We start from the raw sequence: 24,357 nt of genomic DNA, 5'->3' as shown, positions 1-24,357 counted from the left end.
GCCTTGCCAGCGCGGCGTCAAGCGTCGGAGAGTGATGTTCTGCTTGCGTGAAGGGCGGTTGCTTCAGCACTGCCGGCAGGTCATTCAGCAACTCGCCGTGCCGTTTTTGCCGTGCCCGCTTGGCCCAACCTCCCGAACGACAGAACCCACCATGACATCATCGAGGGCGAGGTCGTAGCTGCCGGCTGCAAGACGATGAAGGGTGTAGGCCATCAACTCTCCAGCTCAGGCCGCATCGGCGTGCTGCCAACTCATGGCATGGCGACGCTCAATCAGCTCCATGAGGGCGTCCACCGTTTGACGAAGACGTACCCTGGTCATCGTTGCGTCACCCGTCAGAGAGGGGCTGAGCGCCTCAAACACCAGTTCCTCCTTGAACGCGTATTCGACGAGGATCTCTTCGACTTCCCGACGCACGGGATCAAGAAACTCGACGCCCAGACCATCAGCCTCATAGCGCGCGATGCGGCAAGCACGCGGTAGGTTGCTCAGACCGATGGCGAGATCAAAGTTTGGAGGGATGAAGTCATGGGCATTCGTGCGCACGAAGCTTCCGCGTGTTGAGATGTCCGTGATGTTGCATTTGATAGGCTTGCTTGAGCCGGGCACGAAGATACGTGCAGGTAAGTCACAAGGCTGCCTTTGTACACGCCGGCGCTCGGCCATCTCGCATCTCCGAAGTGTTGCAATAATGTGCCATCTGCGAGCTAATATCCGAAGCAGACACTTAATGAATAGTAAAAATATGAGTAGATATTCTCTTCATTATTTAGAGATTTTCTCGTTCGATTTACATGGGTTATTGCTGCCGCGGCGACCATGCTCGCGCAGCTGTTGAAGGGGTGAGGCGCCTCTTCACCACCATTGGCTCCTCGCTGATGGTTGGGCTCGCCAGCATCGTAATGTGCCTGATTGTCATGACAGCCGGTTCGGTGCTGGGTTAGCACCGATTTCATTCAATGCTATCGTGACAGCCCACCGGCTGGAGCGACCATTAGCTCAATAGATTGCGCTGTGCCTTGGCATGTTTCGATGAAGAGCTAAGATCAAAGCGACAGCGCAGGACGACGTCTGGTTAGGTGATCGCGCAGCTCACAGCGATGGTGCCAGCTGAACACCCCAGCAGGAGACCAAGCAGCTGGGCGAAAGCACCGGACCGGCGAAAAACATCGGTTCGCGACCATCCGACAAGGAGCCCATCGGCCTCGCAGAACGCATATCCGAGCAAGAGAGGACCAAGCGCTGTGTGAATGGGCGGGCAACGCTCATTTTGGCGGGTGGCTCCAGCTCGACGGTTCTGAGGCGCTGAGGCTGCCGCGGACCCAAATGTTCAATCGCTGGCCGCAGGACGGTAGCAAAAAGACCCATCACGGCGTGAACCGGGGGGACTCAGATTGTTGAGAGCGTCCTGGGATGACGTCGAACTGTTGCAGGCTGGTATGCCAGGGTCAAGGCGACCTCCTTACTCGCACTCCAGCCTTACCGCCGCCCTCCAATATGATGACAGGCTACCGCTGGACTATGATCGGATCAGGTGGCGGGCTGCTTGGCCGCTGAGCCTCGCCGGCCCTACCTATTCAACATGGCGAACGACTCTAACCTCGGCGATCTGGTCAACCCGAAGTTCATCGTTGGGGAGGACGTGACCTGAGTGGTCCAATCAGCTGGGAGGAAAGCCCCTAAACCTCCACTTCGATGTTCTGCTGCACGCGCCTTCGCGACGCTACCGTGCCCTAGGTGCCAGGAGGATACCGCGCAGTCGACGCTCCTTGCGGCGCGAGCTGTAGCAGCTCTTGCGTGCGAAGATCCTGTGACCCGGAGCTAGTACTGACGTTCTCCATATCCCCTCAGGTCACGACCGGGAACTCGACCGTGGTGGTCGTGCCCTCATCCGAGCTGGCGGTCTCCACCGTGCCGCCGATCTGAGCGGCCAGCGACTGGATGAGGCGTGTGCCCGAGCCTTTCGGTCGTTCGGGATCAATGCCCCGCCCGTTGTCGGCCACCGTCAACCGCGCCTCGCCCCGACCTATGCCAGCGGTGAGCCGCACCATGATCCGGCCACTTGTATCGTCAGCCCCAAAGGCGTGCTTGACGGCGTTTACCACCGACTCGTTGACGCACAATCCCAGCGGCACGGCACGGTCGATGAGCAGGTCGATGTCGTCCGCCTCGATGGCAATGGAGACCGTGCCCTCGTGCTGCTGCTGAATGGCCGCGCAGAGTGCTTCGAGGTAGCTGGCGAGGTTGACGGTGCGTGCACCGCCCGCGCTCTGAACCGGGTTGAGCTGGTCATGGGCCAGCGAGATCGCAGTGATCCGGTTGGCGATGTGGTCGAGCGCGCGCTGAGCCGCCTCCTGCGGCAGCCGCCGTTTCTGCATGGCGACTATCGCGAGGATGATCTGGAGGTTGTTCTTGACCCGGTGCTGCATCTCGGTGAGCAGCACTGCCTGCGCCTTGGTCTCGGCGGCCGCAGCGGCGAGCCGCTCGGCCTCGGCCCGCATGATCTGGTCACGGTGGACCACGGCACCGATCAGGTTTGCGGTGGCAGTCAGGAACTGCACGGTGTCCGCGCTGAAGTCCCGCGGGACCGTCGAGTCCACTTCCAGCACGCCCCAGGAAGTGCCATCGACGGGGACGGACACGTTCGCCAACGCCACGATGCCGTGCTCCGTCAGCGTCGGACTTGGCTTCAGGTCAGGGGTGTGCGCCAGATTATCCACGGTGACCGGCTCGCCGGTCTGATAAGCGCGCCCCGGCGCTGAGGCGAAATCGGTGGGAAAGCGGGCGTGGCCGACCACGCCCGGCTTCCAGCCCGTGCCGGCCACCATGAGAAGGTCGGCGCGCTCGGCGCGATGGCGCAGCACCTTGACATGGTCAATCTCCACCGCGCGGGCCACCTGCGCGATGGCTTGAGCGAGGAAGCCGTCGAGGTCGAGCTTCTGGGCAGCCAACCGGCCGAGATCGACGAGGATGCGTTGGTGGCGGCGCAGCTTGCCCGTGATCGCTTGTGCCTCGGCGAGGGCCTGCGTGGACTTCGTCATGCGTCGTCAACGCAGCGGCGGCACGAAGGTGACCATCCGCGCCTACTCCGTCCTCACGCCTCAGTATCGCCGGGATCAGAAGCTGGATCGATGGTCTACAGGTCGTGCAGAAATGCATGAGTCGTGTCACGCACGGCATCTGCCCCGACCAGTAACAAGGGATGATGCTCCAGCCGTTCGGCGATGAGCCTTGCGGCGGCGACCGCGTTTTCCAGTGTCGCGACATCGTCGCTCTCCAACTGCCTTGGTTTTGCTCTTGATGATCCTACCGATTTCTGATCGAGCAGTTGCTCGAACCATCCATCTCGGGCAAAGCGACTGGATTGTGCAAAGCTTGGTCAGCATGTCAGACGGTTCGGTCACCGAGACAAAGCACTTCGCCGATCTCCACGTTCTCATCGTGGATGATCTCTTCGTCATGCGTGAGATCATCGCCGCCGTGTGCGCAAGGATCGGCTTCAGGCACATCACCGTGTGCGACACCGGCCGCGAGGCGATGCGCGAGCTTCAGGCAGGCCGGTTCGATCTCGTGATCGTTGACGAGAAGCTTGAGAACGAGAGCGGATTGCAGGTGGTTCGTGCGATCCGAAGCACACCGGAGCTTGCCGCAATCTGTGTCGTGCTCGTCACGGCAAGCCGCGAGCATCAGGTTGCGATGGCGTCAAAGAGGGCAGGATCGGACGACTTCCTGCTCAAGCCCTTCACGGCTGACGCGTTGCGCGACCGCCTGCTTCGGCTGCTGCCTGCCAAGGGGTGAATACGAGGTCGTTTCTATAGCTGCGGAAGGGTGTAGGCCCCGTCGTGGTCGCTTGAACACCCGGAGCATGACCATGGATCAGCGCGGGCGGGGTTGTGGCACCGCAATTGTTACGAGCTTGCCGGTTACGGGATCAAGTATCGTCATCGGACGGCCCCCCAATCAAACGGAACGCAGGCTACAGTTCAGAATGGGGCTAAAACTTGGCCATATTCTCAACGATCCCCATTGATCACACTCTGCGACTGAGACAGAGTTCTCGGCGCAGATGCGATCGTCCGACTCCTGGCGACCACCGTCTTTGTGCTGCCTCGCCCCTAAGCGTTTGACGGCCCGGCCGCGCGTCCGCCGCCACACCTGCTCGCCGCACCGATGCCGATCCCGAGCATGTTCGGGCGCAGCTGGATGACAAGTGCCACGAGGACGCCGGCGAACACCGCGCCTCATGAGACCTTGTTGAGCATGATCGAACGCGCGTCGTCCGATGGTGTGACCCGTCACGTATGCAGGGGTCTTGCAAAGCATCGCGATTGCCGCCGCATCTGACGCTGGTGGTCAACTGTTTTAAGACAATTGCTGTTTGCTCACGGTTGGCAGCGCCGCGCATGCGCCGCGGCATGCCATCGCGTCCTCGTTTTGGCGACCCAGAACCATGTCGGTCCATGCTCCCCGTCGCCGACATATCGGCTTGCGAGCCCGGCTCGTCCTTCTCGTGCTGGCAGCCCTTGGACCGCTCGCCGCCTTCCAAGTCTACGACCTGCTGCATCAACGCGAGCGCCTGATCGCGGAGGCGATCGAAGGCGTGCAGCTCTCAACGCGCATCGGCGCCGAACGCTACCAGGATGCCATCAGTGACGCCCGCAACACACTGGATCTCCTGGCGCGTGTGCCGGCGGTCGTCGATGGCTCTCCTGAGGCATGCAGCCAGTTCCTCGACACGGTCCTGGCCAGCCGCCCTTGGGCGTCCGGCTTCTTCCTCGTCGACGCAGCCGGACGCATCTCCTGCTCGACTGTGTCCAGGGCCATCGGGCTCGATGTCGCCGAACGCGACTGGTACCGCAAGACGCTGACGAGCGCTGCGTTCACACTCAGCGACTTCTACGTCTCCTTGGTGCGGAAGCAGCCCACGATCGCCGCGGCGCTGCCGCTGACGACAGCAGTCGGAATGACAGCGCCGCCGGTGCTGATGGTCAATCTCGACCTCGGCTGGTTCGACCAGCTGGCGGCCAACCTTGGCCGCGACAACGGGGCTACCATCCTCCTCGTCGACGACAAGGGAAGGGGTCTGTCGCGCTTCCCGGCTCTTCCCGAGATCGTCGGCAAAGATCTGACGCAAGTCGACGCCGTGCGTGAATCGCTGACCCACGATTCCGGCGTGTACCAGGGACGCGGGATCGGCGGCGTTGAGCGCATCTTCGGCTACCTGCGCCTTCCCGAGACCGGGGCGCGGCTCATGGTCAGCCTCGACCGCGGCGCCGTCCTGGCACCGATCGACGCGGCCATCCTCCGCTCGGGCCTTCTGTTCCTGGCGATCAGCGCGCTGCTCGCCGGCGCGATCTGGCTTGCCGGACGCAAAATCTTCGTCGAGCCGCTGGTCGAGGCGGGTCGGGCGCTGCGGGACAGCGAGACCTTCCTGCGCGGCGTCATCGACGGCTCGGGCGACTGCATCAAGGTGCTCGACCTGTCGGGCCACCTTGAGTTCATCAGCCGCAACGGTCAGTGCCTCATGGAGGTCGACGACGTCGATGCAGTCATCGGCAAGTCGTTCGTCGAGATGTGGCCCGAGGAGACGCGTGGCCTCGCCGCGGAGATGGTCGAGCTCGCTCGTTCCGGCGTGCCGGCGCGGTTCACGGCGCCGATCCTGACCGGCAAGGGCAACGTGCTGCACGTCGACGTGCTGATCACCGCCATCCGCGGCGTGGACGGCGCTCCGGAGCGGCTGGTGGCGATCGCGCGCGACGTCACGCGTCTGCATGCCGTCGAGATGGACCTTCGCCGCAAGACCACGCTTCTTGAGGCGACGCTCGCCAACATGGACCAGGGCCTGATCCTGGTCGATGCTCATGGGCACGTTGCGGTATCCAATCGGCGGGCTAGCGAGCTCCTCGAACTGCCGAACGACCTGATGGCGTCGGGGCCGAGCTACCGCCTCGTCCGGGAGCATCAGCGGCAAGCGCGCCGTTGGGGTACCCTGATCTGCGAGGCCAAGTCGGCGTGGCACCTGGATGACGACCGCCGCTCCAGCGACGTCCGCTGCCAACGCCGCAGCGCCGACGGCCACGTCCTCGAGATCCGGACGGTGCCGCTCGACGACGGGGGCGTACTCCAGACCTTCACGGACATCACGCACCTGACGCGCGCCGAGGATGCGGCGCGCGAGGCCGAGACGCTGTTTCGCGGGCTGTTCGATCATGCGACCGACCTGCTGTTTGTGCATCAGGTCGGGCTGGACGGTTCGTTCACGCTGGAAGACCTCAATCCGCGCGCGGCGGAGGCGATCGGTGTGGCAGCCGATGGCGTTTGTGGGCGGACGCTGGAGGCGGTGCTGCCCGCCGCCGCCGCCGCGAGGGCACGCGCCGACCTGGAGCGGACGCTCGCTGCCGGCAAGCCGATGCGCTACGAGCACGGGGCGTCGAGCGCTCAGGATGGTCAGACCTGGGAACTGATCCACGTGCCGCTGCGCGAGGGTGGTGTTGACGGTCGGATCAGTCGCATCTTCGCCAGCGCCCGCGACATCACGCACCTGCGGATCGCAGAGCGCGCGGCCAAGGAAAGCGAGGCCCGCTACCGCCTGCTCGCCGACCACGGCTCGGACCTCATCGTGCTGGGCCGTCCCAACGGCGAACGCTCCTACATCTCGCCGGCCGTGACGGCGATGCTCGGCTATACGGTGGAGGAGGCGCACGCGATCTCCATGCGCGAGTGGATCCACCCGGACGACGTCGCGACGGTGTTCGCCACGACGCGCGGCCTGAACGCCGAACGATCGACTGGATCGGTCATCTACCGGCTCAAGCGCAAGGACGGCGCCTACATCTGGGCCGAGGCCGCCTTCCAGTACGTGCAGACTGAGGGCGACGTTCGCATCATCACGGCCATCCGCGACGTGTCGGAGCGCCAGAGGCATGCCGACGAACTGCGCAATGCCAAGGAGGTGGCCGAGCTCGCGAAGGCGCGCGCCGACCAGGCGAGCCAGGCCAAGACCGACTTCCTCGCCTCGATGAGCCACGAGATCCGCACGCCGCTCAATGCTGTCATCGGCTTCACCGGCCTCATCATCGATCGAGAGGCGGACCTGCCGGGCGACGTTCGCCGCCATGCGAAATTGGTGCAGTCGGCGGGCGCGGCGCTCCTGACCATCGTCGACGACATCCTCGACTTCGCCAAGGTCGAGTCCGGCGCAATTGAGCTGGAGCAGAGGCCATTCGCCCTGGCCGCGCTCGTCGACAACTGCGTCTCGATCGGCCGCGGCTCGATCCGCAACAAACCGCTCGACATCGAGGTGAAGATCGATGCGAGGCTGCCGTCGGCGTATCTCGGCGATGAGGCCCGGCTGCGCCAGATCCTGCTGAACCTTCTCAACAACGCGATCAAGTTCACCCACGAGGGCTACATCGCGCTGAGCGTACGTCACGAGGCCAGCCTGTATCAGGGCGAGCGCCTCCGGTTCTCCGTCAGCGACACAGGCATCGGCATTCCGAAGGACAAGCAGGCCCGTCTGTTCCAGCGGTTCAGCCAGGCGGACAGCGCGATCAACCGCAGCTTCGGGGGCACGGGCCTCGGGCTGGCGATCTGCCGGAGCCTGGTCGAGTTGATGGGCGGCGAGATCGGGGTATTCTCGGACGAGGGCTGCGGCTCGACGTTCTGGTTCACGGTGGTCCTACCGCGGACGAGGCTGGTCGCGGAGCTTCACATTCCTGGCGCCAAGGCAATCGACCGCGCCAGCGAAGGGAGGGATCTGCTCCTCGTTGAGGATGTCGAGATCAATCAGGAACTTGCGCGCTTGGTCCTGGAGTCCGGCGGCTACAGGGTCGATGTCATCGGCGACGGCGCGAGCGCGGTCGAGGCGGTTCAGGCGAAGCGCTACGACCTCGTGCTGATGGACGTGCAGATGCCGGGTATGGATGGCCTTGCTGCAACGCGGCTCATCCGTGGAAACGAGCGACCAGGAACACGGCTACCGATTATCGCCATGACGGCCAACGTTCTGCCGGAGCAAGTCCGTCAGTTCCTGGCGGCCGGGATGGACGACCATGTCGGCAAACCGTTCAAGCGAGACGTACTATTCACGGCATTGAACAAGTGGCTGTCTACGAGTCCGGACAGCAGGCATTCTCAAGAAACCCGTTCCGCAAACAACAGGTCGATGATGTAAGCTCCTCGACGAGGATCTCGTCGAGGACACTGATGCCGACGCTCTCACCTTACTCGATGCGCCGGAGCGTAGCGTCGAGGCTTCCAGAGCATACGGCATGCGCAGGCAACTCAGGCCATGCCTGATGCTGTCCATGGTCGTGGCGCCAGCTGTGGGATGAGCCCGGCTCACGAGCGGCCTTCGATCTCGCCGATGCGCTCGGACTCTCGAACGTGCACGTCAATTGCGTCCTGCAGGCTGAGAACTCTGGGTTGGTCGGCGCGCCGCATCACACCCTAGACCCGGGTTCGTGACACGCCGCCACCGAGCGAGCCGAGTACGGCGAGCGCTCCTATCAGCAGGAGCAGCACGGAGTAGTACTGCATCGGGATCCAGAACAGGGTGTGCCGAGGGCGCAGAACGACAACCTGCCCGGTGCGAGGATCGACGAGTTCGCGTCCTGGCCGGTTGTTCAGACGGGTACCGAGGATCCAGTTCAGAACGGCCGCAGCCACCCAGACGAGAACGACGCCCGTTGGTGTAGGCACCCCTAGTCGCGCAAGGGCGGGATCGAGCAAGATGCTGCCGAAAAGGGCTGCGCCTGCAATCAGCGCGGTCAGCGCGCCCCAGCCAGACCAGATGATCATGCCATGCTCTCCCACGTGATCGGGGCTGCCTAGAGGGCAGAGATGTCGCTGCCAAGGTGCCCCGCGTTCACGTGGGAGAGACAGACGCCGTTTTGTCGGCGAAAATCGCTTAATGACCCCGGACGCGTGGTAGCGCCAGCAGACCGCCAAGCCGGGGTTGCAGCGCCTCAGTCGGACACGTCCGGTCCGGCGACCTGCCGAAGGCAACAAGGTTGGCAATGTCGTGCTGCCTGGGCGACGCCGGTCACACAGGGTCGGAAGTTTGCAGGTAAAAAATGAGGGAGTACTGGGCACGCACCTTGGCAATCACCGGCTCAGTACACTCGAACGGGAGAGGTCATCGAGGCATGGGTCAGCGTTGGTCCATGTGCGCCGCCGTCGCGGCCACGCTCGTCCTCGGGTTCGTCCTTCCTGAAGATCGGGTGCATGCCACCGAGGCAACGACGATCTACGGCATGACGCTCCTTCTCCCAGGCTCCGCGGAGGGCTGGACGCGCAAGGATCTCAGCGACGGCGTCATCCTGCAGAAGACACTACCGTCTGATCCAGCACAGGGCAGGCGCCGGCCCGGCGCGGCGCTCATCCAGATCACCAAGCCGACGGCGCCCAACACCCCCTTCCCGACCGCGTTCCAGGGCTACGTCGCAGGCCTCAAGGCCCTCGCCCGTCAGAAGCCGATCACCAAGGGCACGGGCGTGACGGTGAACGGGCATGCCTTCGCCTTCGAGCGGCGTTGCTGCGGACGCGCCAACGAAGGGCAGCCGAACGAGGTGCGCGCCGATGGCGTCTTCGTCGGCGTCGGCAGCCCGAGGGCGCATCATTTCCTCTCGCTGACCACGCTGCAGCTGTCGAGTGACGATGCCAAGCCCGTGGAGGCCGAGTTCGAGGCGGTGGTGCGCTCCCTGCGGCCCGGTCCGGACGACCGTCCCTTCGCCCTGCAGCCGCCGAAGGACGGTGGTGGTCTGGACGGCACCTACACGCACCTCAGCACCGGCATCCGACCCAATCCGTTCGGCGGCACGGACTTCTACGCCGAGAACGAGATCATGATGTTTGCGCCCTCCGGCCTCTACAGCCGCGAGATCCCGAAGGATGGCCTCACCCTCGCCGAGCATTGTCGCGCGACCCCGACCGACTGCGGCACCTATCGGCTGTCCGGTCGCTGGATGCGCGGAGCCGAGCGCATCGAGCTCACCGAGGTGGAGAACCGCTTCGGCATGCTCTCGCGCGAGGAGAAGCCGCTCACGCGCAAGGGCGAGGACCTCGTCATCGGCGAGGCGGAGTACCGGCGCATCGCGCCGCTGCCGGAGGGCAGCCCGTTCGAGGGCACCTGGCGTTACCTCTTCGCCCAGAGCGGGTCGGGTGCCTTCTCATCCGGCAGCATCGCGGTCGAGCGCACCCTCTCCTTCTCGCGCGACGGACGCTTCCGCCGCACCGGCGGCGTGGGCTTCTCCTCGTCCACCGACACCGGCACCGGCACAACCGGACTAGCGGGCAGCAACAAGCGTCTCCTCGAGGAGGGCCGTTACGAGGTGATGGGGCATGCGCTCACCCTCTTGGGCGATGACGGCCGCAGCGAGCGCCTCAGCCTGTTCGCTCCTGAGCATGGCTCGGACCGCCTGCTCGTCATCAACGGCGGCAACTACCTCAAGCAGGATCGCGCCAAGCGATGAGGGTGGCCGTAAGCTCCCTGTTGCTGGCGGCGATGCTGTTGGCCGTGGGCGGTTGCGAGGATGCCCGTCGGACCACACGGCTCCCGCCGGACCCACCCGGCGTGACCCGGCCGGACGAGTCCCCCTTCGGCGACACGATCCGGCAGGCCGACTGGCGTGCGCAGAGGCAAGTCCTCGACCAGCTCGAGGCTCGGTTCGGTGCCCGCACCTTCCGGCTTAAGATGTTGGTCGCGCCCCACAGCCTGGATCCGCTGGCGATCAACGAACACGAGGCAAGAGGATCAGGCGGCCGATGCCGCCTCGGCCTCGCCCTGCAGCCTACTCACGAGTTCCTGCTTCAGCATCGGACGACCCAGGTGATACCCCTGGAACAGTTCCACCCCAAAGGACGTGACGAGCTCGATTTGCTCAGCCTCCTCGACCCCTTCAACGATGGTGCTCTGCGCACAACTGCCGACGAGATCTACGATGTTCTTTAACAGCTTTGCACCGCGTAACGTGTTGCAGTTCTGTACGAAAAACCGATCAATCTTGACCATATCAAATCGTAGTTCACTTAGGCAGGTCAAACCCGCGAACCCCGTCCCGAAATCATCGAGCCACACGCGGATGCCAATCGCGGACAGCCTACCCATTAACCTGGAAACCTCGGGGTTGCCGCTGATCTGTCCACCCTCCGTGATCTCGAGAGCCAGCCGCGCCGGCTCAATCTTCGCGGCGCGCACGATCGCCTCGACGGCATCAGCGAAGCCGGCATCACAGATCTGCTTCGCAGACACGTTCACGCTGACGACCGGCAGCGAGGGCTCGTTCGCGAGGAGGTCGCAGGCCTCGCGCAGGATCCACTCGCCCAGTTCATGGATGGCCCCGGTGCGTTCGGCCAGCGGTATGAACCTGTCGGGCGATATCGCTCGACCATGCCGATCCTTCAGACGCATGAGCGCCTCCGCGGCCCAGATGCGACCCGATCTCACGTCAACGATCGGCTGAAACACCACGGAGACCAAGCCCTCCTTGACGGCCGACCGAAGCAACTCTGCCGTTACATCGTCGTTGGCATCGGCAGCATGCATCCGCTGGTCATACAGGTGGATGCGGTTTCTCTCCTCCTTGGCGACGTAGAGCGCAAGGTCAGCCGCCGTGATCGTCCGCTCGGGCTTCTCACCTGCGACATCCGCCGAGAACGCTGCTCCTACGCTGACCGTGACCATGGAGAACTGATCGCGCCTCGCCGAATGCGGGATCCGCAACGCCTCGACCGTTCGCCGGACCTCCTCCGCGAAAATGACGACCTGTCGCGCGGAGTCCGCTTGGAACATCACGGCGAACTCCTCGCCGCCGAAGCGGCCAAGGGCGTAGCCATGAGGCTCCGCGATGCACCGCATCGCCTGACTGACTGCGGCCAGGCATTGGTCTCCCTGCTGATGGCCGTAGCGATCGTTGTACAGCTTGAAGAAATCCACGTCGATCAAGATCACGCCGAACGCATGATGTGTCGTCACATACCCGTGCCAGAGTTCCTGCAGGACATCATCAAGCGCGCGCCGGTTCGCCAAGCCGGTCAGCGCGTCTGTCGTTGATAACCGAAAGAGTTCTTCCCCACGAAGGACCGCCTCGCGCTGACGCAGGTCTGCCCTGCGAGCGTTCAAGTGCACGCGATAGCGCTCTCGATTGTGCTTGAAGTTCAGAAAAGCTGTTAGAACGAAACTAAGTATGTATAGGGATGCGAAGCACACAAAGTAATCTTGATCATCAGTAAATGTAAAGGCCCAAACCAGAAAAGTGAGTGTTATGAGGCCCGATGACAGTAGGGCAACTTCGAACCGAAAGTTGAAAAATAGATTGGCTACCAGCATAAATATGAGGCCGTATCCCGCGTAATACAGGATGTTTTCCGTATCGCTGCTTTGCGCTGCAAGACAAAGCCACGCCGCGAAGCCAAGATATATTCCGAGGGAACACTGCAGTTCAAGGATGCGTGCGTCGACCCCATGCCGAGCCTGCAAGCGGATTCCACCCACGTAAACCACGCCGATGCACAAGCGCAGCGTGAGAACGTAGGGCAGCATGTCCCGGATCAAGAGGGCGTCCATCGCACCGAAGGCGACGTACAAGAGGCCCACGAGGGTGCATGCGCTTGCGATCTCGGCCCGCACGGCCTGCGAGTGATGCGCCTTGAATGCTGCATGTAATGGAGGCGAACGCCGCTCGAACCAGCGTTTGCCCAGTTCCAGATCGAGCAGATCTACTGTTGCTGTACTCATCGCGGCTCTCGGTTGTTGCGCCACGACTACCCGCAAAGGCTGTCCAAACTCCTAACCCAAGAGAACGCGGGTCACGCATCCGCGGCCGGCGGATCGTCGGTCGGCCTTGGATGCCGCCGAAGCGTCACTCCGGATGTCCCGGCCGGCCGAAGCTGCCTGTGGCGAGCGGCCGCTCAGATCAAGCGACAAGGGAGCGCTTAAGCCGATGGTCGTACTGGAACGCCCGCCGGCGCGGCAACTCCGAATGATGTGCATGGTCTCCCACCAGCTGCCTTGAGACGAAGCCGGCTCGAAACGACGGGCTGCCAAGCCCGTCCCTGGACAAAGCTTAACCATTCGTTAAGGTAAAGCTTGTTGCGGGAGGGCGTGCCTCCGCCGGCTCAAGGAAACTGAAATGGCAGCGGGGGCAGCGTCACTGAATGGTGCGCACAATCGCCTGAATGCGTTCGCGTCGCTCCGGGAATACGCCTACCCGGATGCAGCCGGAAAGCGTTTCGCCGCAACGGTGTCAGAAGCGCTGCACCCTGTCGTGGCCGATGATGTCGGTCGTGCCTTCGACGCGATCCTCGAGCTTGGGACGGCGCAAGATTACACGAAGGTAACGGATGCCGTTATCGACTTGCTAGGTTTGTTGAAGGACACGTTCAGCGACAAGACTTGGCGAGAGGCGGTCCTTCCGGCAGCCCGCGGACACGCCGTTGCAGGACTGGTGCACGAATGTCCTTTCACCCGCCACTCGTTCACGAAGCCGCGGGGCTACCCGGGTGATGCAGGGCTTCTGGACTTCGTCTACCGGCACCCGGCAGCGACGGCTGCGCGGGAGGCCGCAACGGACGCTGGGCGCACGGTAATGACCTTGACCGTCGACGTGACGGCCTGCGAGGCCGTTCGTGCCCGGCGCTCGATCCTGGCGGCGAAGATTGACGAGGCCGCCGACCGCCGCGAGGCGCCGTCCATCCTGGCTGTGGCCAGCGGCCATCTTCGTGAAGCAGAGTTGAGCATGGCGCTCAGGAAGGGGCGTGTCGGTCGCCTGTTGGCGATCGATCAGGATCCTTTGAGCCTCGCGACCGTCGACAAGTACAGCACATCGATCTCAGCGGCCGTCGAAACGAAACAAGTCAATGTTCGGAGCATCCTGGCCGGCAAGACGGATCTTGGACGGTTCGATTTGGTGTACGCCGCTGGCTTGTATGACTACCTCGAAGAAAAGGTTGCGGCACGCCTCACCCGTGTCCTCTTCGACCACCTAAACGAGGGTGGGCGCCTCCTGATCCCTAACTTCCTATGGGGCGTCCGTGAGGAGGCCTACATGGAAGTCTTCATGGATTGGTATCTTCTTTACAGGACGCGGCAGGAAGTGGAGGATTTCGCGAGGGAACTCGTACCGGCAGAGGTCCGGAAGATCGCCTACACGGAAGATGCCTCGGGGGTCATCGGGTACCTCGAAGTCGAGCGTGCGTAGAGGACCTGCTGCATGCCCAGCGCAAGGCGCTTGCCCTGCACGGTCCGGCAGTTAAATGCCGAATCCGTCGCACGGAGGTCAACGTCACGCCGTTGATCCCGGATCACCATTTGTTAGACGATGCCGATCAGCCAGCAGGTAAGGTGCGCGATGGCTGAGCGGACAGAAGCAGAAGTTATTCAGCAAAGCTAAGGCCAAGATTGTCTCGGCTTTCGTGTCAAACAACCACGTGCCGCCATCCCAACCTGCGAGACTTGAACCTGTCCGTCCACACAAGATTGGCCAGCCTGTACAAAGTCTCCGCTTCTTGTGGAAGTCCGGCCGCCAAAGCTACGCCTGCGCAGATTAAGAAGGCGATCACGCCAGAAGCTATGATCAGTTTTGAGGACAGCAGGGGCTACGGCTTGACCTTAAGGCTGCCATCCAGAGCCATCACGACGTAGTGTCGGGCTTGGCTTGAAGTAGCGTGTCCGCGATGTCATCCACCCTGGACATGACGGCAGCCGGTGTCAGGAGAGCGCCACAACGCTAACGGACTGGTCCATTTTTCTCTATCGGTTGACGATGTTCTTGTTAGTTATAAAAAGAACCTGGTAACCAGCTGCCTTTACAGCAGCGTTTCGCTTGCCGTCGCTAATCTCTTTCCAAATTCTGTTGAACTGGGCAGCCGCGATGCCGCGGTCCCGAGGCGCCTTGACGAGTTGTTTTGGAACGCCTTGTCAGGGAGTGAGCGGGACAGACGGGATACCTCCTAGATGCCCCGTCCCGCTCGTGTCTAAGGCGGTTTTGCCAATGCATTGTCCGCCGTCAGCACACCTGAGACAGATTGAGGGTCTTCACGAACGGAGGATGGCTGGTTCATCGTAGCCCTCAGGAGCGAAGATGAAACAGATATCCGGGCCGGCACGGAAGCCGGCAGGAGCGGTGATCAAGAATATCCGCCGGGCCACACGTCGGCAGTTCTCGTCTGAGAAGACGATCCGCATCGTGCGAGAAGGCCGGCGCAGCGAGGACAGCATCGCCGAACTGTGCCGGCGCGAGGGCATCGCCAGCTCGATGTACTACGGCTGGTCCAAGGAGTTCCTGGAAGCCGGCAAGAAGCGGCTGGCCGGCGACACAACCCGCGCCGCGACCGCCGACGAGGTCAAGGATCTGCGCCGCGAGGCGGGCGCGCTGAAGGAGGTCGTGGCCGATCTCGTGCTGGAGAACCGCCTGCTCAAAAAAAGCATGAGCGGGGCTGGGGGGCGACGAGGCATGAGGTACCCGGCCCCCGAGAAGCTGGAGATCATTCGGCTGGTCGAGCAATCCCACCTGCCGGTGCGCGCCACCCTGGAGAAGCTCGGCGTCACCCGGGCGACGTTCTACCGGTGGTACGACGCCTATCAGCGCGGCGGCCCCGAGGCCCTGGCGAATCGTCCGTCCCGACCCGGCCGGGTCTGGAACCGTCTGCCGAATGAGGTCCGCGGGCAGATCGTCGCCCGCGCCCTGGAACAGCCGGAGCTCAGCCCGCGCGAGTTGGCGGTGCGCTTCACCGACGAGCGACGATACTTCGTCTCGAAAGCGACCGTCTATCGCCTACTCAAGGCTCAGGACCTGATCACCAGCCCGGCCTACATCGTCGTCAAAGCCGCCGACGAGTTCCGCAACAAGACTACCGCACCCAACCAGCTCTGGCAGACGGACTTCACCTACCTGAAGTTCGACGGCTGGGGCTGGTACTACCTGTCGACGGTGCTCGATGACTTCTCGCGCTACATGCCTCACGACTGTCGCACATGTCTCGCCCGGAGTTCGCGACGCGGAGCTGAAGGCCCGCCTGACGCGAGCGGAAGCGAACGGTGTTGCGCTCGCCGATGCAGTTGACGCGCCCCGGGGCACTTGCCCCACTCGACATGCGCGAAGTGCCGGCGAGCTACGCTGCCCTAGATCGGGATACCCGAACAGCATTGGAGAACTGCCATGGCCGACGACATCCCGACGATTGAGGGGCTGCAAGCGATGGTCGGCAGCGCGATTGCTGCGTCCTGGCGTGAAGCGCTCGCCGAGGCCACTAAAGATGCCGGCGCCCAGCCGGCCGTCACCGGCATGCTCATGGTGGCCGTTGAGGAGATGATGAAGGGCATGGGGCGGGAAGGGACTGCGAGCCTTCTAGAAGCCATTGCCATCGGTGTTCGCAACGGAGACGAAATTACCATCACGATCAATCCCGACTTGGCACGTGGCCACTGAAGGTGCGTCACGCTCAGCCGCCGTTGTCCAGTTCCCCAGCAGCAACTGGTATACCACCGCTCATGCCTGGGCAATACGCCCCATTGCAGGCAGAGTTGCTCCCGATTTTTGGCTCTCTGCAGGTCCGAGGACTCGCCGAAACAGCGAACAGAAACAAGCGATCCACCCGGAGCAGAGACTTTCGCTCGGCAGCTACGACATAGCACTTCCCATGATCATCGACCAAGGGCGGTACTGTTCGCCTCGACGCAATTCGCGAAAGTTCGCCCTTGACAGCAATAGTACCAGCCAACGGCCTCGCACCAGCACATAGCGTCTAAATTCAAGTTCGCGCGCCTCCGTAACGTGAAGCGCCCGCAGGTATCGTAGTGGCGTCAGGAGGGGCGGATCAAACCTACCAGCCTGGTGGGCTAGGGCCGTTACGCTGAGATCAACGTGGGGCCCTGGCGCAAGCTAGTCTGCGTGGCAATCTCGACCCTGCGATGGCTTCGAACGAGGCAAGGGGGCCCACGAACCTGACCGCGCCGAACGTCTCTCCCATACCCGGCGACCCCGGACCCGATCCGGAGGAATACCGCAACGGCAGCGAACTCCCCAACGACCTCATGCGCCGCGCGCTCTGTGGGGCACATGCCGCGGCTCATTCGGTGTCGACCCTTGTGGCTGATGCACGGCTCGACGCTGTCGCAGGATTGCCCTGGATCATGAGGCGATGCCGTCCTCGTCCCTTGCCGTCGTCATGCTCGCCCTGTGCCTCCCGTTCGACGGTTCGCCCTGAACACACTGACGCGGGCTCCGACACCTACGCAATTTGCTCGCCCGGCACGCACCGCAACAGGCTTTTTCCATGATGGGTTAGTGTACGTGATTGCGAGAACCGAGGCCGGCCCGCAGATTGCAGGCGCTGAGCACCGCAGGTGAACGGCACGGCCTCGCTGTCTTGCATCCCCCGATCATGGGCAGCGAGGCCACCCAGTTTGCCACCTACGAGCCTGACCGCTTCACTGGCGCGCCAGGCTTGCATTTTGCCATGCGGGGCGAGCGCCGGGCCTCACTTTTCTGAGACGGTTACTCTGCTGAAGCGCGTATCGCTCCTAGACGTGTGGCCACGATATTCGTCATGATCCGTCGCCGTCAGGGATTATGGCCAAGACGACCCAGATCGCCAGCAAGATACAGACCATAGCGAAGAGTGCGCGGTTCACGGGAAGCAGCGCGTCGAGCGGGGCAACGTTCATGACGAGGATGCCGACGAGACCGCCCGTCACTCCGATCCATGCAAGGCGTCGGTCGCGTGCGTTCACGTCGTCAGCCTTCTCCAAGGATGATGCTCGCGACAGCAGACAAGGGGCGGCCGTCGCCCATCGACGCAGGGAGAGGATCACTCGACATCGCGCCCGACCTGCCGCGCGAGGGCGCTCTCCCACCCCGTCGGAGGCGAGACCCCGCGCATCCGCATCCGGGCCGCGACACTCGCCAGAACCTGCTGCCAGTGCTCCGGGCTGAGGCGGGACGGCGGCTTGTCGAAGCCGAGGTTATGGCACGCAGTCACGGCCGCATCGGCCCACTCACGGGACAGGCTCTCCCTATCGTTGTGGGGAGGGTCGATGGGTTCGTCCACCATTGCGGAACCTTCGAGAACGACGATCGTCGGACGAATGCTCAGGTCCCTTGAGCGAGGCTGGTCATGCGTTCGCGCTCGTCCTCAGGGAAGGAGGCCGCCCAAGCCGCCTCATCCCCGGGTTCCGGCAGGACACGCCCGAACTCGGCCATGGCACTCGCGGGCAGCTCCAGGAGGTAGACCCACACCGAGAAGGGAGGAACGGCGGCAGCGGCGGCGACGTCTGCCACGAGGCGCTCGATCAGGGCACGCCGCATCTGGGCAGGGCGCCCCGCACGTATGCGGCCGTAGACGAAGAGGTGGTCGTCCGTGAGCGGCGCGCCGCCGATGAAGTGCGAGCCATCGGCAACCTCCTGGAAGATCACCTGGGCGAAGTAGGCCGGTGCGCCCGTGACCTCCGCGTGGGCCATCGTGATCGCGCGCGCGAGGGCCGTCCTGCGCGAGGACGTGAGTAGGGCGGGTGCAGCCTGGCAGGTGTAGGTCGGCATGAACGCCTCCGAGGACCCGGGATCGGTTCTCCGCCAATCTGACGCGATGTCGGGTGCCTTGTCGAACCCTGGTGTGGCATCCGCTCGGATTGGGCCGGTGGCCTTCCTGAACCGGCCTGACCTGTTCAGGTTCAGGCTGGTTAGGGGATCGGCTTGCGGCTGCGGTTCGCAACCTGCGGAGGTCCACTTTCGAGGACGACAAGGCGGCCTTCCGCGGCTGGGTCGGAACGGATGCCGGGTCTCAAGCCGCCATGGTCTGCTGATGCTGTACCAGCTTCCAGTGTCCGCCGTCCTCCACGTAGGTCGACGTGCAGTGGCAGCGGTAGGGCTCCGAGCCGTCCCGGTGACCCTCCGCCGTGTAGCCCAGCACGAGCACGTCCCGGCGAGGCCGGGCCAGCGCCCGGTTGCTCATTACCACTGACGTCCAGCGAGGCGCCTCCCTGAGGCTGGCGAGGATGTCGGTCGCGCGCATCACTCCCATGCCGGGAAACGCCATGAGGCACGCTGGATCGAGCAGGTCGTCGTAGACCGAGGGACCCTCCAGCCAGAAGCGCTTCTCCAGCTCCCAGGCGGCTTCGCTTTCCCTGAGTGCCTCCCATGACCGCGCGATGCTCGCCCGCCGTGCCGCTGACCTTGATCACCTCGGGTGACGACAGGCCCCCCCTGCACCGCCACCACGCAGGGCGCCGTCACGCAGCCGCCACTGGACCCTTATAGCACCCGCTCGATCACCAGCGTACCGACGGCGAGCGGAACTTCGATGCGGCTCGGCAGCCGTGCCTCGCCCGCTCTTCTTGCTACCGGGTAGGCTACGGTGATCGCCCGACCGGCGGCCGCGACCGAGCCGTCGGCACGATGACCGGCGATGGGTCGGTAGGTTGCCTGGCAGGTGCGCTCACCGTCGGGTTTGCTCACCGCAGGGGCAAGACTCACGTCGAAGCGGGTGATGCCTGAGAACACGCGTGCCAGTCCCGCGCAGGGATCGTCGCCGAGCGAAGCGCGCAGCACCTGGGCGACGAGGCCGCTTAGAGGATCGACCACGTCACGGCGGTGACTGTCGTCGAGCGGCACACGGCCCTCCTTCTCCTCGGCATCGAGCGCCGGCTCGATGCGCGCGTCGACAGCGTTGCCGCCCTGAAACGTCACCATCGTGGTTCGTGTCCGTCGGCCGGAGCCCGTCGTGCGATAGCTCTCGGGCACCACACGCGAGCCGCCCGCCACCGCGCCGTTGGCCCCGGCCTCGAAGGTGCCGCCGAAGCCGAGCAGGGAGTAGCGGCCCGAGATGCTGACACGGTAAGACGAGGCGGTCACGGCGCCACTGATCCTGCCCTGCCCGACGGAGACCCCAGCAAGCCTAGCGCCATAAGAAGCGTCGATGGTCTGTCCGGCCGCCGGCTGCGCGGCGGCAACGAAGGCCATTCCTCCTAAAACGAGCAGGCTTCGGACGGCGGCTGAGGCGAACATCGTCATCTCCTGACCATGGGTCCAAGCATCAGGCGCTCGAACTCGCAGCGGCGAAGGTGCGGTCGCGCACAGCCGTCACGAGATCTTGGGCGCGAGGTGCGACGGGCCTGTTTGGCTGCCAGTGACCAAGGCGCTCGCCGAGACCGTTGCGTCGGGTGAGACATGCCGCATCGCCGAGATCCCCTCGACCCAGGTAATGCGAGGACGATAGCCTAGTTCAGCCCCCGCCTTGTCGCTGCGGACCGTGAACGGCTTGCCGATGAGGCGCAGCATCTGGCGCGTGAGCGGGGGCTCGCCTTTGAGGCGCAGCGCACCCCAGACCACGCCCAAGACGCCCGCCATCGCCCAGGCGACGGCAAACGGCGCCGCCCGGTCCTCCGGCACGACCCCCCGGGTCCCGAGGAGGTCGGATATCACGCTCTTGAGCGTACCGTTCTCGCCGTCCGAGACGAAGTAGGCTTCGCCGCCTCGGCCTCGATCCGCGGCCAGCAGCAGCGCGTGGCAGAGGTTGTCGACGTGGCAGGTCGACATGGCCTGTCCGCCGCCGCCGACCCACTGCCAGCGGCCGGCCCGCACGCGCTCGACCATGTGGTCGAGCGTGGGCATGCCTGCGCCCCAGATGAGGGGCGGACGCAGCGCGAGCGTCTCGAAACCGGGCCGGGAGCCGTTCGCCGTGAGCAGCACGCGCTCGGCCTCCGCCTTGGACGAGGCGTAAGGAGCCAAGGCGCGCGTTAGGAGCGGCACTGCATACGGCTGGGACAAGAACGACCCCAAGGATTTGCAGGTTGGAGCCGGAAAACGCACCGTCGATATCCGCCGAAGAACGATTTTAGACGACCTATGTCTTTCGGCTTAGGTCTTCAGCGTGGTGCATCCGAGCGCTTCCAAGAGGCTTTCCTTAACCGCCCCCGACAAACGTTGCAGTCGTTCTGCAGGTTTCGTGGCGTATCGACATGCAACAGAGTTTGCTATGGCTCACGGCGGCATTTGCCGTGCTTTACGGCGCGTCCGCCCACGCCGCTGATTGGTATCGGGGCGCCGAGCCGTCCGAGCGCAGCGATGATTGGATCGTCGCCGTCGACGCTTCGACCACGCTCAGTTCGCAAGGATCCCAGTTCGCAGGCGCGACGCTGACGGCCGCTCCGGTCGGTACGCTTACCCACAGTGGTCCGCGGTTGCGGTTCGATGGCCTGATCGGCTCCTATCGGTCCCCGACCGTCGCGGGACGCGCGACGATCGGACAACAAGCCGAGGTTGCGGCCATGGCGGGCTATGCCTGGGTCTGGCCGGACGCGGTCCTTTCCGCTTTCGTCGGACTGAATGTCCGCCACAACGCCGTGTCGGGGCTGGACTTGATCGCGACTCCCGCCGGAACGGAGGTTGGCGCTAAGGCGGCGCTCGACCTTTATGCTCGCCCGAGCGCCCGAACCATGATCCATGCGACGGGCTCCTACGCCACCACGTTCAACGCCTATTTCGGTCGCGTCCGGGCCGGGATGGCTACGTTTGCCGGTGGCTATGTCGGCCCCGAATTCGCTCTGCTCGGCGATGACTTCTACCGGCAGTGGCGCGTCGGCGCCCACCTCTCCGGAATGCAGGTGGGCGCCGTTCAGTTCGGTCTTGCCGCGGGCTATCTGCACGATCAGGCCAACAAAGCCGGCTTCTATACGACCGTCGACATGCGAGCAGGCTTCTAATGCCTGCGACGTCAGCCTCCGTCCTATCGGCACCGCAAACCGCATCGCCGCGGTGCGAATCCGCCAAGATCCGCTCTCGGGCGATTGTAGGTTTGCGTTGGACGGCGTGGGGATCATCCGGTGCGCTCGCGCTGGCTTTCCTGACTCATCCGGTCAGCGTCCAGGCGCAGCTCATTCTCAGCCTTAGTGCCCTCGCCGGCATGGCCGCGCTGTGGCTCGTAGCGCCGCGTAGGGGCGTCGCGCGCATGGGCTTCATCGCGCTCGGAAGCCTTGTCGTGCTCCGCTACGTCTACTGGCGGATTTCAGAAACGCTGCCCTCCGCCGAGGATTCTGTCAGCTTCGGCCTTGGGCTCCTCCTGCTCGCGGCCGAACTTTACTGTGTGGTGATCCTGGCGGTGAGCTTGACGATAAACGCCGACCCGCTCGTGCGCCCGAAGCTCTCGGCGGTTGATGAGGAGGACCTCCCGAGCGTCGACATCTTCATCCCGACCTACAACGAAGATGCCGAGATTCTCGCTACCACAGTCGCCGCCGCATGCAACCTCGACTACCCACGCGATCGTTTCACCGTCTGGCTCCTCGACGACGGCGGCACGGACCAGAAATGCGCCGATGCCGATCCGGACCGGGCCGCAGGCGCGAGGGCGCGCCGAGCACGCTTGCAGGCGCTCTGCGCGGACCTGGGCGCCCGCTACTTGACCCGCGCGCGTAACGAGCACGCCAAGGCCGGCAACCTGAACAGCGGTCTGAACTCGTCGGACGGTGAGATCGTCGTCGTTCTCGATGCCGACCATGCGCCCTTCCGGAGTTTCCTGCGCGAGACCATCGGGCATTTCGCCGCCGATCCCAAGCTGTTCCTGGTTCAGACGCCGCACGTCTTCCTCAACCCGGATCCGATCGAGCGAAACCTGCGCACCTTCGAGCGCATGCCCTCCGAAAACGAGATGTTCTACTCAGTCACACAACGTGGGCTCGACAAGTGGAACGGGTCGTTCTTCTGCGGGTCCGCCGCGCTTCTACGACGCGTGGCGCTCGATGAAGTCGGCGGCTTCTCTGGGATCACGATCACCGAAGACTGCGAGACCGCGCTCGAGCTTCATGCGCGGGGGTGGACGAGTGCGTATGTCGACACGCCGTTGATCGCAGGCTTGCAACCGGAGAACTTTGCCGACTTCATCGGCCAGCGGGCGCGCTGGTGCCAGGGCATGTTCCAGATCCTCATCCTGAAAAACCCGCTAATGAAGCCGGGGCTGAGGCCAATCCAACGCCTCGGCTACTTGTCGAGCATGCTGTTCTGGTTGTTTCCGCTTCCTCGCCTGGTCTTCATGCTGGCCCCCCTGTTGCACATCTTCTTCGACGTAAAGATATTCGTGTCTTCCATCGATGAAGCGCTTGCATTCACGGCGATGTATGTCGCCGGCAACTTGATGCTTCAGAACTATCTTTATGGACACGTACGCTGGCCCTGGGTCTCTGAACTTTACGAGTACGTGCAAGGTGTCTATCTCGCCCGCTCGATCGCTTCGGTTATCGTAGCTCCCCGCAAGCCGAGCTTCACCGTTACGGCCAAGGGGAGGACACTCGATCAAAACCACCTTTCGAGCCTGGCCCTTCCGTTTTTCGTCATCTTCGCAGTGCTGGCACTCGGCGTCGCTACCGCAGCCTGGCGGTATCTCTACGAACCCGGGGTCACGGGCCTGATGATCGTCGTCGGCCTCTGGTGCCTTTTCAATCTCGTGGTCGCGGGAGCCGCACTCGGTGTCGTCGCCGAGCGCCGACAGCCCGACCGCTGGCCAAGTCTGCGGGTTGCGCGCGAAGGCACGGTCGAACTGAACGGCGACCGGTTCGCCGTCGCCATCGAGAGCATCTCCGTCAGCGGCTGCACGCTTCGGCGGAGCGACGGAAGCGTCTGGCCGACAGGCGGAGACGGCCGCCTCGTCGGTACGTCCATTCCGTCGAGGTCGTCCTTGGACGCCCTCGCCTTTCACGTCTCCGGGACGGCGGGCGTCGACACGCGGATCGTGACGTTCGCGAGCCTTGCCGATCGCGACTTCCGTGCCCTCGCCGACCTCATGTACGCCGACGCCACCGCGTTAGAAACCTTTCTTGCCGGTCGTCGTCGGTCGCCTGGCCTGGTCGCCGGAAGTCTGCGATTTCTCACCTGGGGCTTGACCGAGCCGATCCGAGCGATGCGTTACGCTCTTGCGAGACGGCCAACATCCATCGCGTCGGCGGAGACTGGAGCTCGCGCGATTGCCGAGGCGAAGGCAGCTGTCGTGCAACCGCTCGCGGAACGTGTGGCGAACGACACGTCTCAGTCGACGCTTCTGGATGTCCAGGTAGTCGATCAGGGCGTCCCGTCCCGACAGCTCGTCGCCGCTGCAGCTTCGCCGCCGCAACCCTTCTTCGAAGCCCCCGCTCTCGCGGCCGACGTTTGGCGCGAAGTCGTTGCCGCGCTCGGGCGTCAAGAGTTGGGCGGGAGCGTCGTCGCGGAAACTTCGGAAGCTGCGCCCGAGGCATCGACCAGCACCGATTTCGATCCCGCCAAGTGGATGGAATGGCTGTACAAGCTCGACGAGACGGAGCGACCCTTCGCAGACAGGTCCGAGACCTCCCGTCCGCTTCCTTCCAGCGCTCAAACCCGCCAGGCAGCGTGAGGC

Annotated in this window: 20 protein-coding genes and 1 pseudogene; 8 read left to right on the top strand and 13 right to left on the bottom strand. The window is 63.9% G+C overall.

What is annotated here, in order from left to right:
• Positions 1–84 precede the first annotated feature (84 nt).
• The 4 genes from MFF55_RS26835 to MFF55_RS15500 all read right to left on the bottom strand — a co-directional run bounded on the left by MFF55_RS26835 (position 85) and on the right by MFF55_RS15500 (position 3,280).
• Entirely contained in the window at positions 85–213 is a 129-nt protein-coding gene (locus MFF55_RS26835) for a hypothetical protein (protein WP_283206748.1), read from the bottom strand.
• Between the two features lie 12 nt (positions 214–225).
• Entirely contained in the window at positions 226–666 is a 441-nt protein-coding gene (locus tag MFF55_RS15510) for a PilZ domain-containing protein (RefSeq protein WP_238245009.1), read from the bottom strand.
• Positions 667–1,847: 1,181 nt separating this feature from the next.
• A complete protein-coding gene (locus MFF55_RS15505; RefSeq protein WP_238245008.1) occupies positions 1,848–3,041 on the bottom strand; it encodes a sensor histidine kinase in 1,194 nt (397 codons plus the stop codon).
• A gap of 95 nt (positions 3,042–3,136) precedes the next feature.
• Complete coding sequence (locus tag MFF55_RS15500; protein ID WP_238245007.1) at positions 3,137–3,280, bottom strand: hypothetical protein; 144 nt, start codon at positions 3,278–3,280, stop codon at positions 3,137–3,139.
• A 104-nt stretch (positions 3,281–3,384) separates the two neighbouring features.
• On the opposite strand from MFF55_RS15500, the gene MFF55_RS15495 reads away from it, so the two are divergent.
• On the top strand, positions 3,385–3,798 hold the full coding sequence (locus tag MFF55_RS15495; protein ID WP_238245006.1) for a response regulator: 414 nt from the start codon (positions 3,385–3,387) through the stop codon (positions 3,796–3,798).
• Between the two features lie 811 nt (positions 3,799–4,609).
• Here MFF55_RS15495 and MFF55_RS27335 read toward each other — a convergent pair.
• The gene (locus MFF55_RS27335; protein ID WP_238245005.1) at positions 4,610–5,491 is read right to left on the bottom strand and encodes a hypothetical protein; all 882 of its coding nucleotides are present in this window, start codon (positions 5,489–5,491) and stop codon (positions 4,610–4,612) included.
• Between MFF55_RS27335 and MFF55_RS15485 the strand changes: the two genes are divergently transcribed.
• Positions 5,471–8,173: a PAS domain S-box protein gene (locus MFF55_RS15485; RefSeq protein WP_238245004.1), complete on the top strand. Its 2,703-nt coding sequence runs from the start codon at positions 5,471–5,473 to the stop codon at positions 8,171–8,173. The genes MFF55_RS27335 and MFF55_RS15485 overlap by 21 nt on opposite strands.
• 275 nt (positions 8,174–8,448) lie before the next feature.
• Here the strand turns inward: MFF55_RS15485 and MFF55_RS15480 are convergent, their stop codons facing one another.
• Positions 8,449–8,799: a hypothetical protein gene (locus MFF55_RS15480; RefSeq protein ID WP_238245003.1), complete on the bottom strand. Its 351-nt coding sequence runs from the start codon at positions 8,797–8,799 to the stop codon at positions 8,449–8,451.
• A gap of 347 nt (positions 8,800–9,146) precedes the next feature.
• Here MFF55_RS15480 and MFF55_RS15475 point away from each other — a divergent pair, with 347 nt between their 5' ends.
• The gene (locus MFF55_RS15475; protein ID WP_238245002.1) at positions 9,147–10,472 is read left to right on the top strand and encodes a hypothetical protein; all 1,326 of its coding nucleotides are present in this window, start codon (positions 9,147–9,149) and stop codon (positions 10,470–10,472) included.
• A gap of 281 nt (positions 10,473–10,753) precedes the next feature.
• Here the strand turns inward: MFF55_RS15475 and MFF55_RS15470 are convergent, their stop codons facing one another.
• A complete protein-coding gene (locus tag MFF55_RS15470) occupies positions 10,754–12,736 on the bottom strand; it encodes a putative bifunctional diguanylate cyclase/phosphodiesterase (protein ID WP_238245001.1) in 1,983 nt (660 codons plus the stop codon).
• 394 nt (positions 12,737–13,130) lie between these two features.
• Here MFF55_RS15470 and MFF55_RS15465 point away from each other — a divergent pair, with 394 nt between their 5' ends.
• The 3 genes and pseudogenes from MFF55_RS15465 to MFF55_RS15455 all read left to right on the top strand — a co-directional run bounded on the left by MFF55_RS15465 (position 13,131) and on the right by MFF55_RS15455 (position 16,427).
• Positions 13,131–14,198, top strand: coding sequence for a class I SAM-dependent methyltransferase (locus MFF55_RS15465; RefSeq protein ID WP_238245000.1), 1,068 nt, complete (start codon positions 13,131–13,133; stop codon positions 14,196–14,198).
• Between the two features lie 882 nt (positions 14,199–15,080).
• Positions 15,081–15,956, top strand: a pseudogene (locus tag MFF55_RS15460) (helix-turn-helix domain-containing protein); the annotation flags it as partial.
• Positions 15,957–16,157: 201 nt separating this feature from the next.
• Positions 16,158–16,427, top strand: coding sequence for a hypothetical protein (locus tag MFF55_RS15455; RefSeq protein ID WP_238244999.1), 270 nt, complete (start codon positions 16,158–16,160; stop codon positions 16,425–16,427).
• A gap of 1,118 nt (positions 16,428–17,545) precedes the next feature.
• Here the strand turns inward: MFF55_RS15455 and MFF55_RS15450 are convergent.
• From MFF55_RS15450 to MFF55_RS15425, 6 genes are all read right to left on the bottom strand, one after another.
• Positions 17,546–17,749 carry a hypothetical protein gene (locus MFF55_RS15450; RefSeq protein ID WP_238244998.1) on the bottom strand — a complete coding sequence of 68 codons (204 nt, stop codon included), beginning with the start codon at positions 17,747–17,749 and terminating at the stop codon, positions 17,546–17,548.
• Positions 17,750–17,808: 59 nt separating this feature from the next.
• A complete protein-coding gene (locus tag MFF55_RS15445; RefSeq protein WP_238244997.1) occupies positions 17,809–17,979 on the bottom strand; it encodes a hypothetical protein in 171 nt (56 codons plus the stop codon).
• Positions 17,980–18,089: 110 nt separating this feature from the next.
• Positions 18,090–18,536: a tautomerase family protein gene (locus MFF55_RS15440; protein ID WP_238244996.1), complete on the bottom strand. Its 447-nt coding sequence runs from the start codon at positions 18,534–18,536 to the stop codon at positions 18,090–18,092.
• A 241-nt stretch (positions 18,537–18,777) separates the two neighbouring features.
• Complete coding sequence (locus MFF55_RS15435; RefSeq protein ID WP_283206751.1) at positions 18,778–19,080, bottom strand: nuclear transport factor 2 family protein; 303 nt, start codon at positions 19,078–19,080, stop codon at positions 18,778–18,780.
• Between the two features lie 167 nt (positions 19,081–19,247).
• Positions 19,248–19,955: a DUF3108 domain-containing protein gene (locus MFF55_RS15430; protein ID WP_238244994.1), complete on the bottom strand. Its 708-nt coding sequence runs from the start codon at positions 19,953–19,955 to the stop codon at positions 19,248–19,250.
• Between the two features lie 120 nt (positions 19,956–20,075).
• Positions 20,076–20,723 carry an NAD-dependent epimerase/dehydratase family protein gene (locus MFF55_RS15425; RefSeq protein ID WP_238244993.1) on the bottom strand — a complete coding sequence of 216 codons (648 nt, stop codon included), beginning with the start codon at positions 20,721–20,723 and terminating at the stop codon, positions 20,076–20,078.
• 230 nt (positions 20,724–20,953) lie between these two features.
• Between MFF55_RS15425 and bcsS the strand changes: the two genes are divergently transcribed.
• Both bcsS and bcsA read left to right on the top strand, forming a co-directional pair.
• Positions 20,954–21,697, top strand: a complete 744-nt coding sequence (gene bcsS, locus MFF55_RS15420; protein WP_238244992.1) for a cellulose biosynthesis protein BcsS — start codon at positions 20,954–20,956, stop codon at positions 21,695–21,697.
• Positions 21,698–21,789: 92 nt separating this feature from the next.
• Entirely contained in the window at positions 21,790–24,354 is a 2,565-nt protein-coding gene (bcsA, locus tag MFF55_RS15415; protein ID WP_238244991.1) for a UDP-forming cellulose synthase catalytic subunit, read from the top strand.
• The last annotated feature ends 3 nt before the right edge of the window (positions 24,355–24,357 follow it).

The sequence above is a fragment of the Methylobacterium iners genome (assembly GCF_022179305.1).
Lineage (GTDB): Bacteria > Pseudomonadota > Alphaproteobacteria > Rhizobiales > Beijerinckiaceae > Methylobacterium > Methylobacterium iners.
Note: the sequence above shows the minus strand (reverse complement) of the source record. Positions and strands in the feature narration are given on the sequence as shown.

Bases quoted from the DNA above. Each gene is read 5' to 3' on its own strand.
- MFF55_RS26835 (WP_283206748.1), bottom strand. From the start codon at position 213: ATGGCCTACACCCTTCATCGTCTTGCAGCCGGCAGCTACGACCTCGCC.
- MFF55_RS15510 (WP_238245009.1), bottom strand. From the start codon at position 666: ATGGCCGAGCGCCGGCGTGTACAAAGGCAGCCTTGTGACTTACCTGCA.
- MFF55_RS15505 (WP_238245008.1), bottom strand. From the start codon at position 3,041: ATGACGAAGTCCACGCAGGCCCTCGCCGAGGCACAAGCGATCACGGGC.
- MFF55_RS15495 (WP_238245006.1), top strand. From the start codon at position 3,385: ATGTCAGACGGTTCGGTCACCGAGACAAAGCACTTCGCCGATCTCCAC.
- MFF55_RS15480 (WP_238245003.1), bottom strand. From the start codon at position 8,799: ATGATCATCTGGTCTGGCTGGGGCGCGCTGACCGCGCTGATTGCAGGC.
- MFF55_RS15475 (WP_238245002.1), top strand. From the start codon at position 9,147: ATGGGTCAGCGTTGGTCCATGTGCGCCGCCGTCGCGGCCACGCTCGTC.
- MFF55_RS15470 (WP_238245001.1), bottom strand. From the start codon at position 12,736: ATGAGTACAGCAACAGTAGATCTGCTCGATCTGGAACTGGGCAAACGC.
- MFF55_RS15465 (WP_238245000.1), top strand. From the start codon at position 13,131: ATGGCAGCGGGGGCAGCGTCACTGAATGGTGCGCACAATCGCCTGAAT.
- MFF55_RS15455 (WP_238244999.1), top strand. From the start codon at position 16,158: ATGGCCGACGACATCCCGACGATTGAGGGGCTGCAAGCGATGGTCGGC.
- MFF55_RS15440 (WP_238244996.1), bottom strand. From the start codon at position 18,536: ATGCCGACCTACACCTGCCAGGCTGCACCCGCCCTACTCACGTCCTCG.
- MFF55_RS15430 (WP_238244994.1), bottom strand. From the start codon at position 19,955: ATGGCCTTCGTTGCCGCCGCGCAGCCGGCGGCCGGACAGACCATCGAC.
- bcsS (WP_238244992.1), top strand. From the start codon at position 20,954: ATGCAACAGAGTTTGCTATGGCTCACGGCGGCATTTGCCGTGCTTTAC.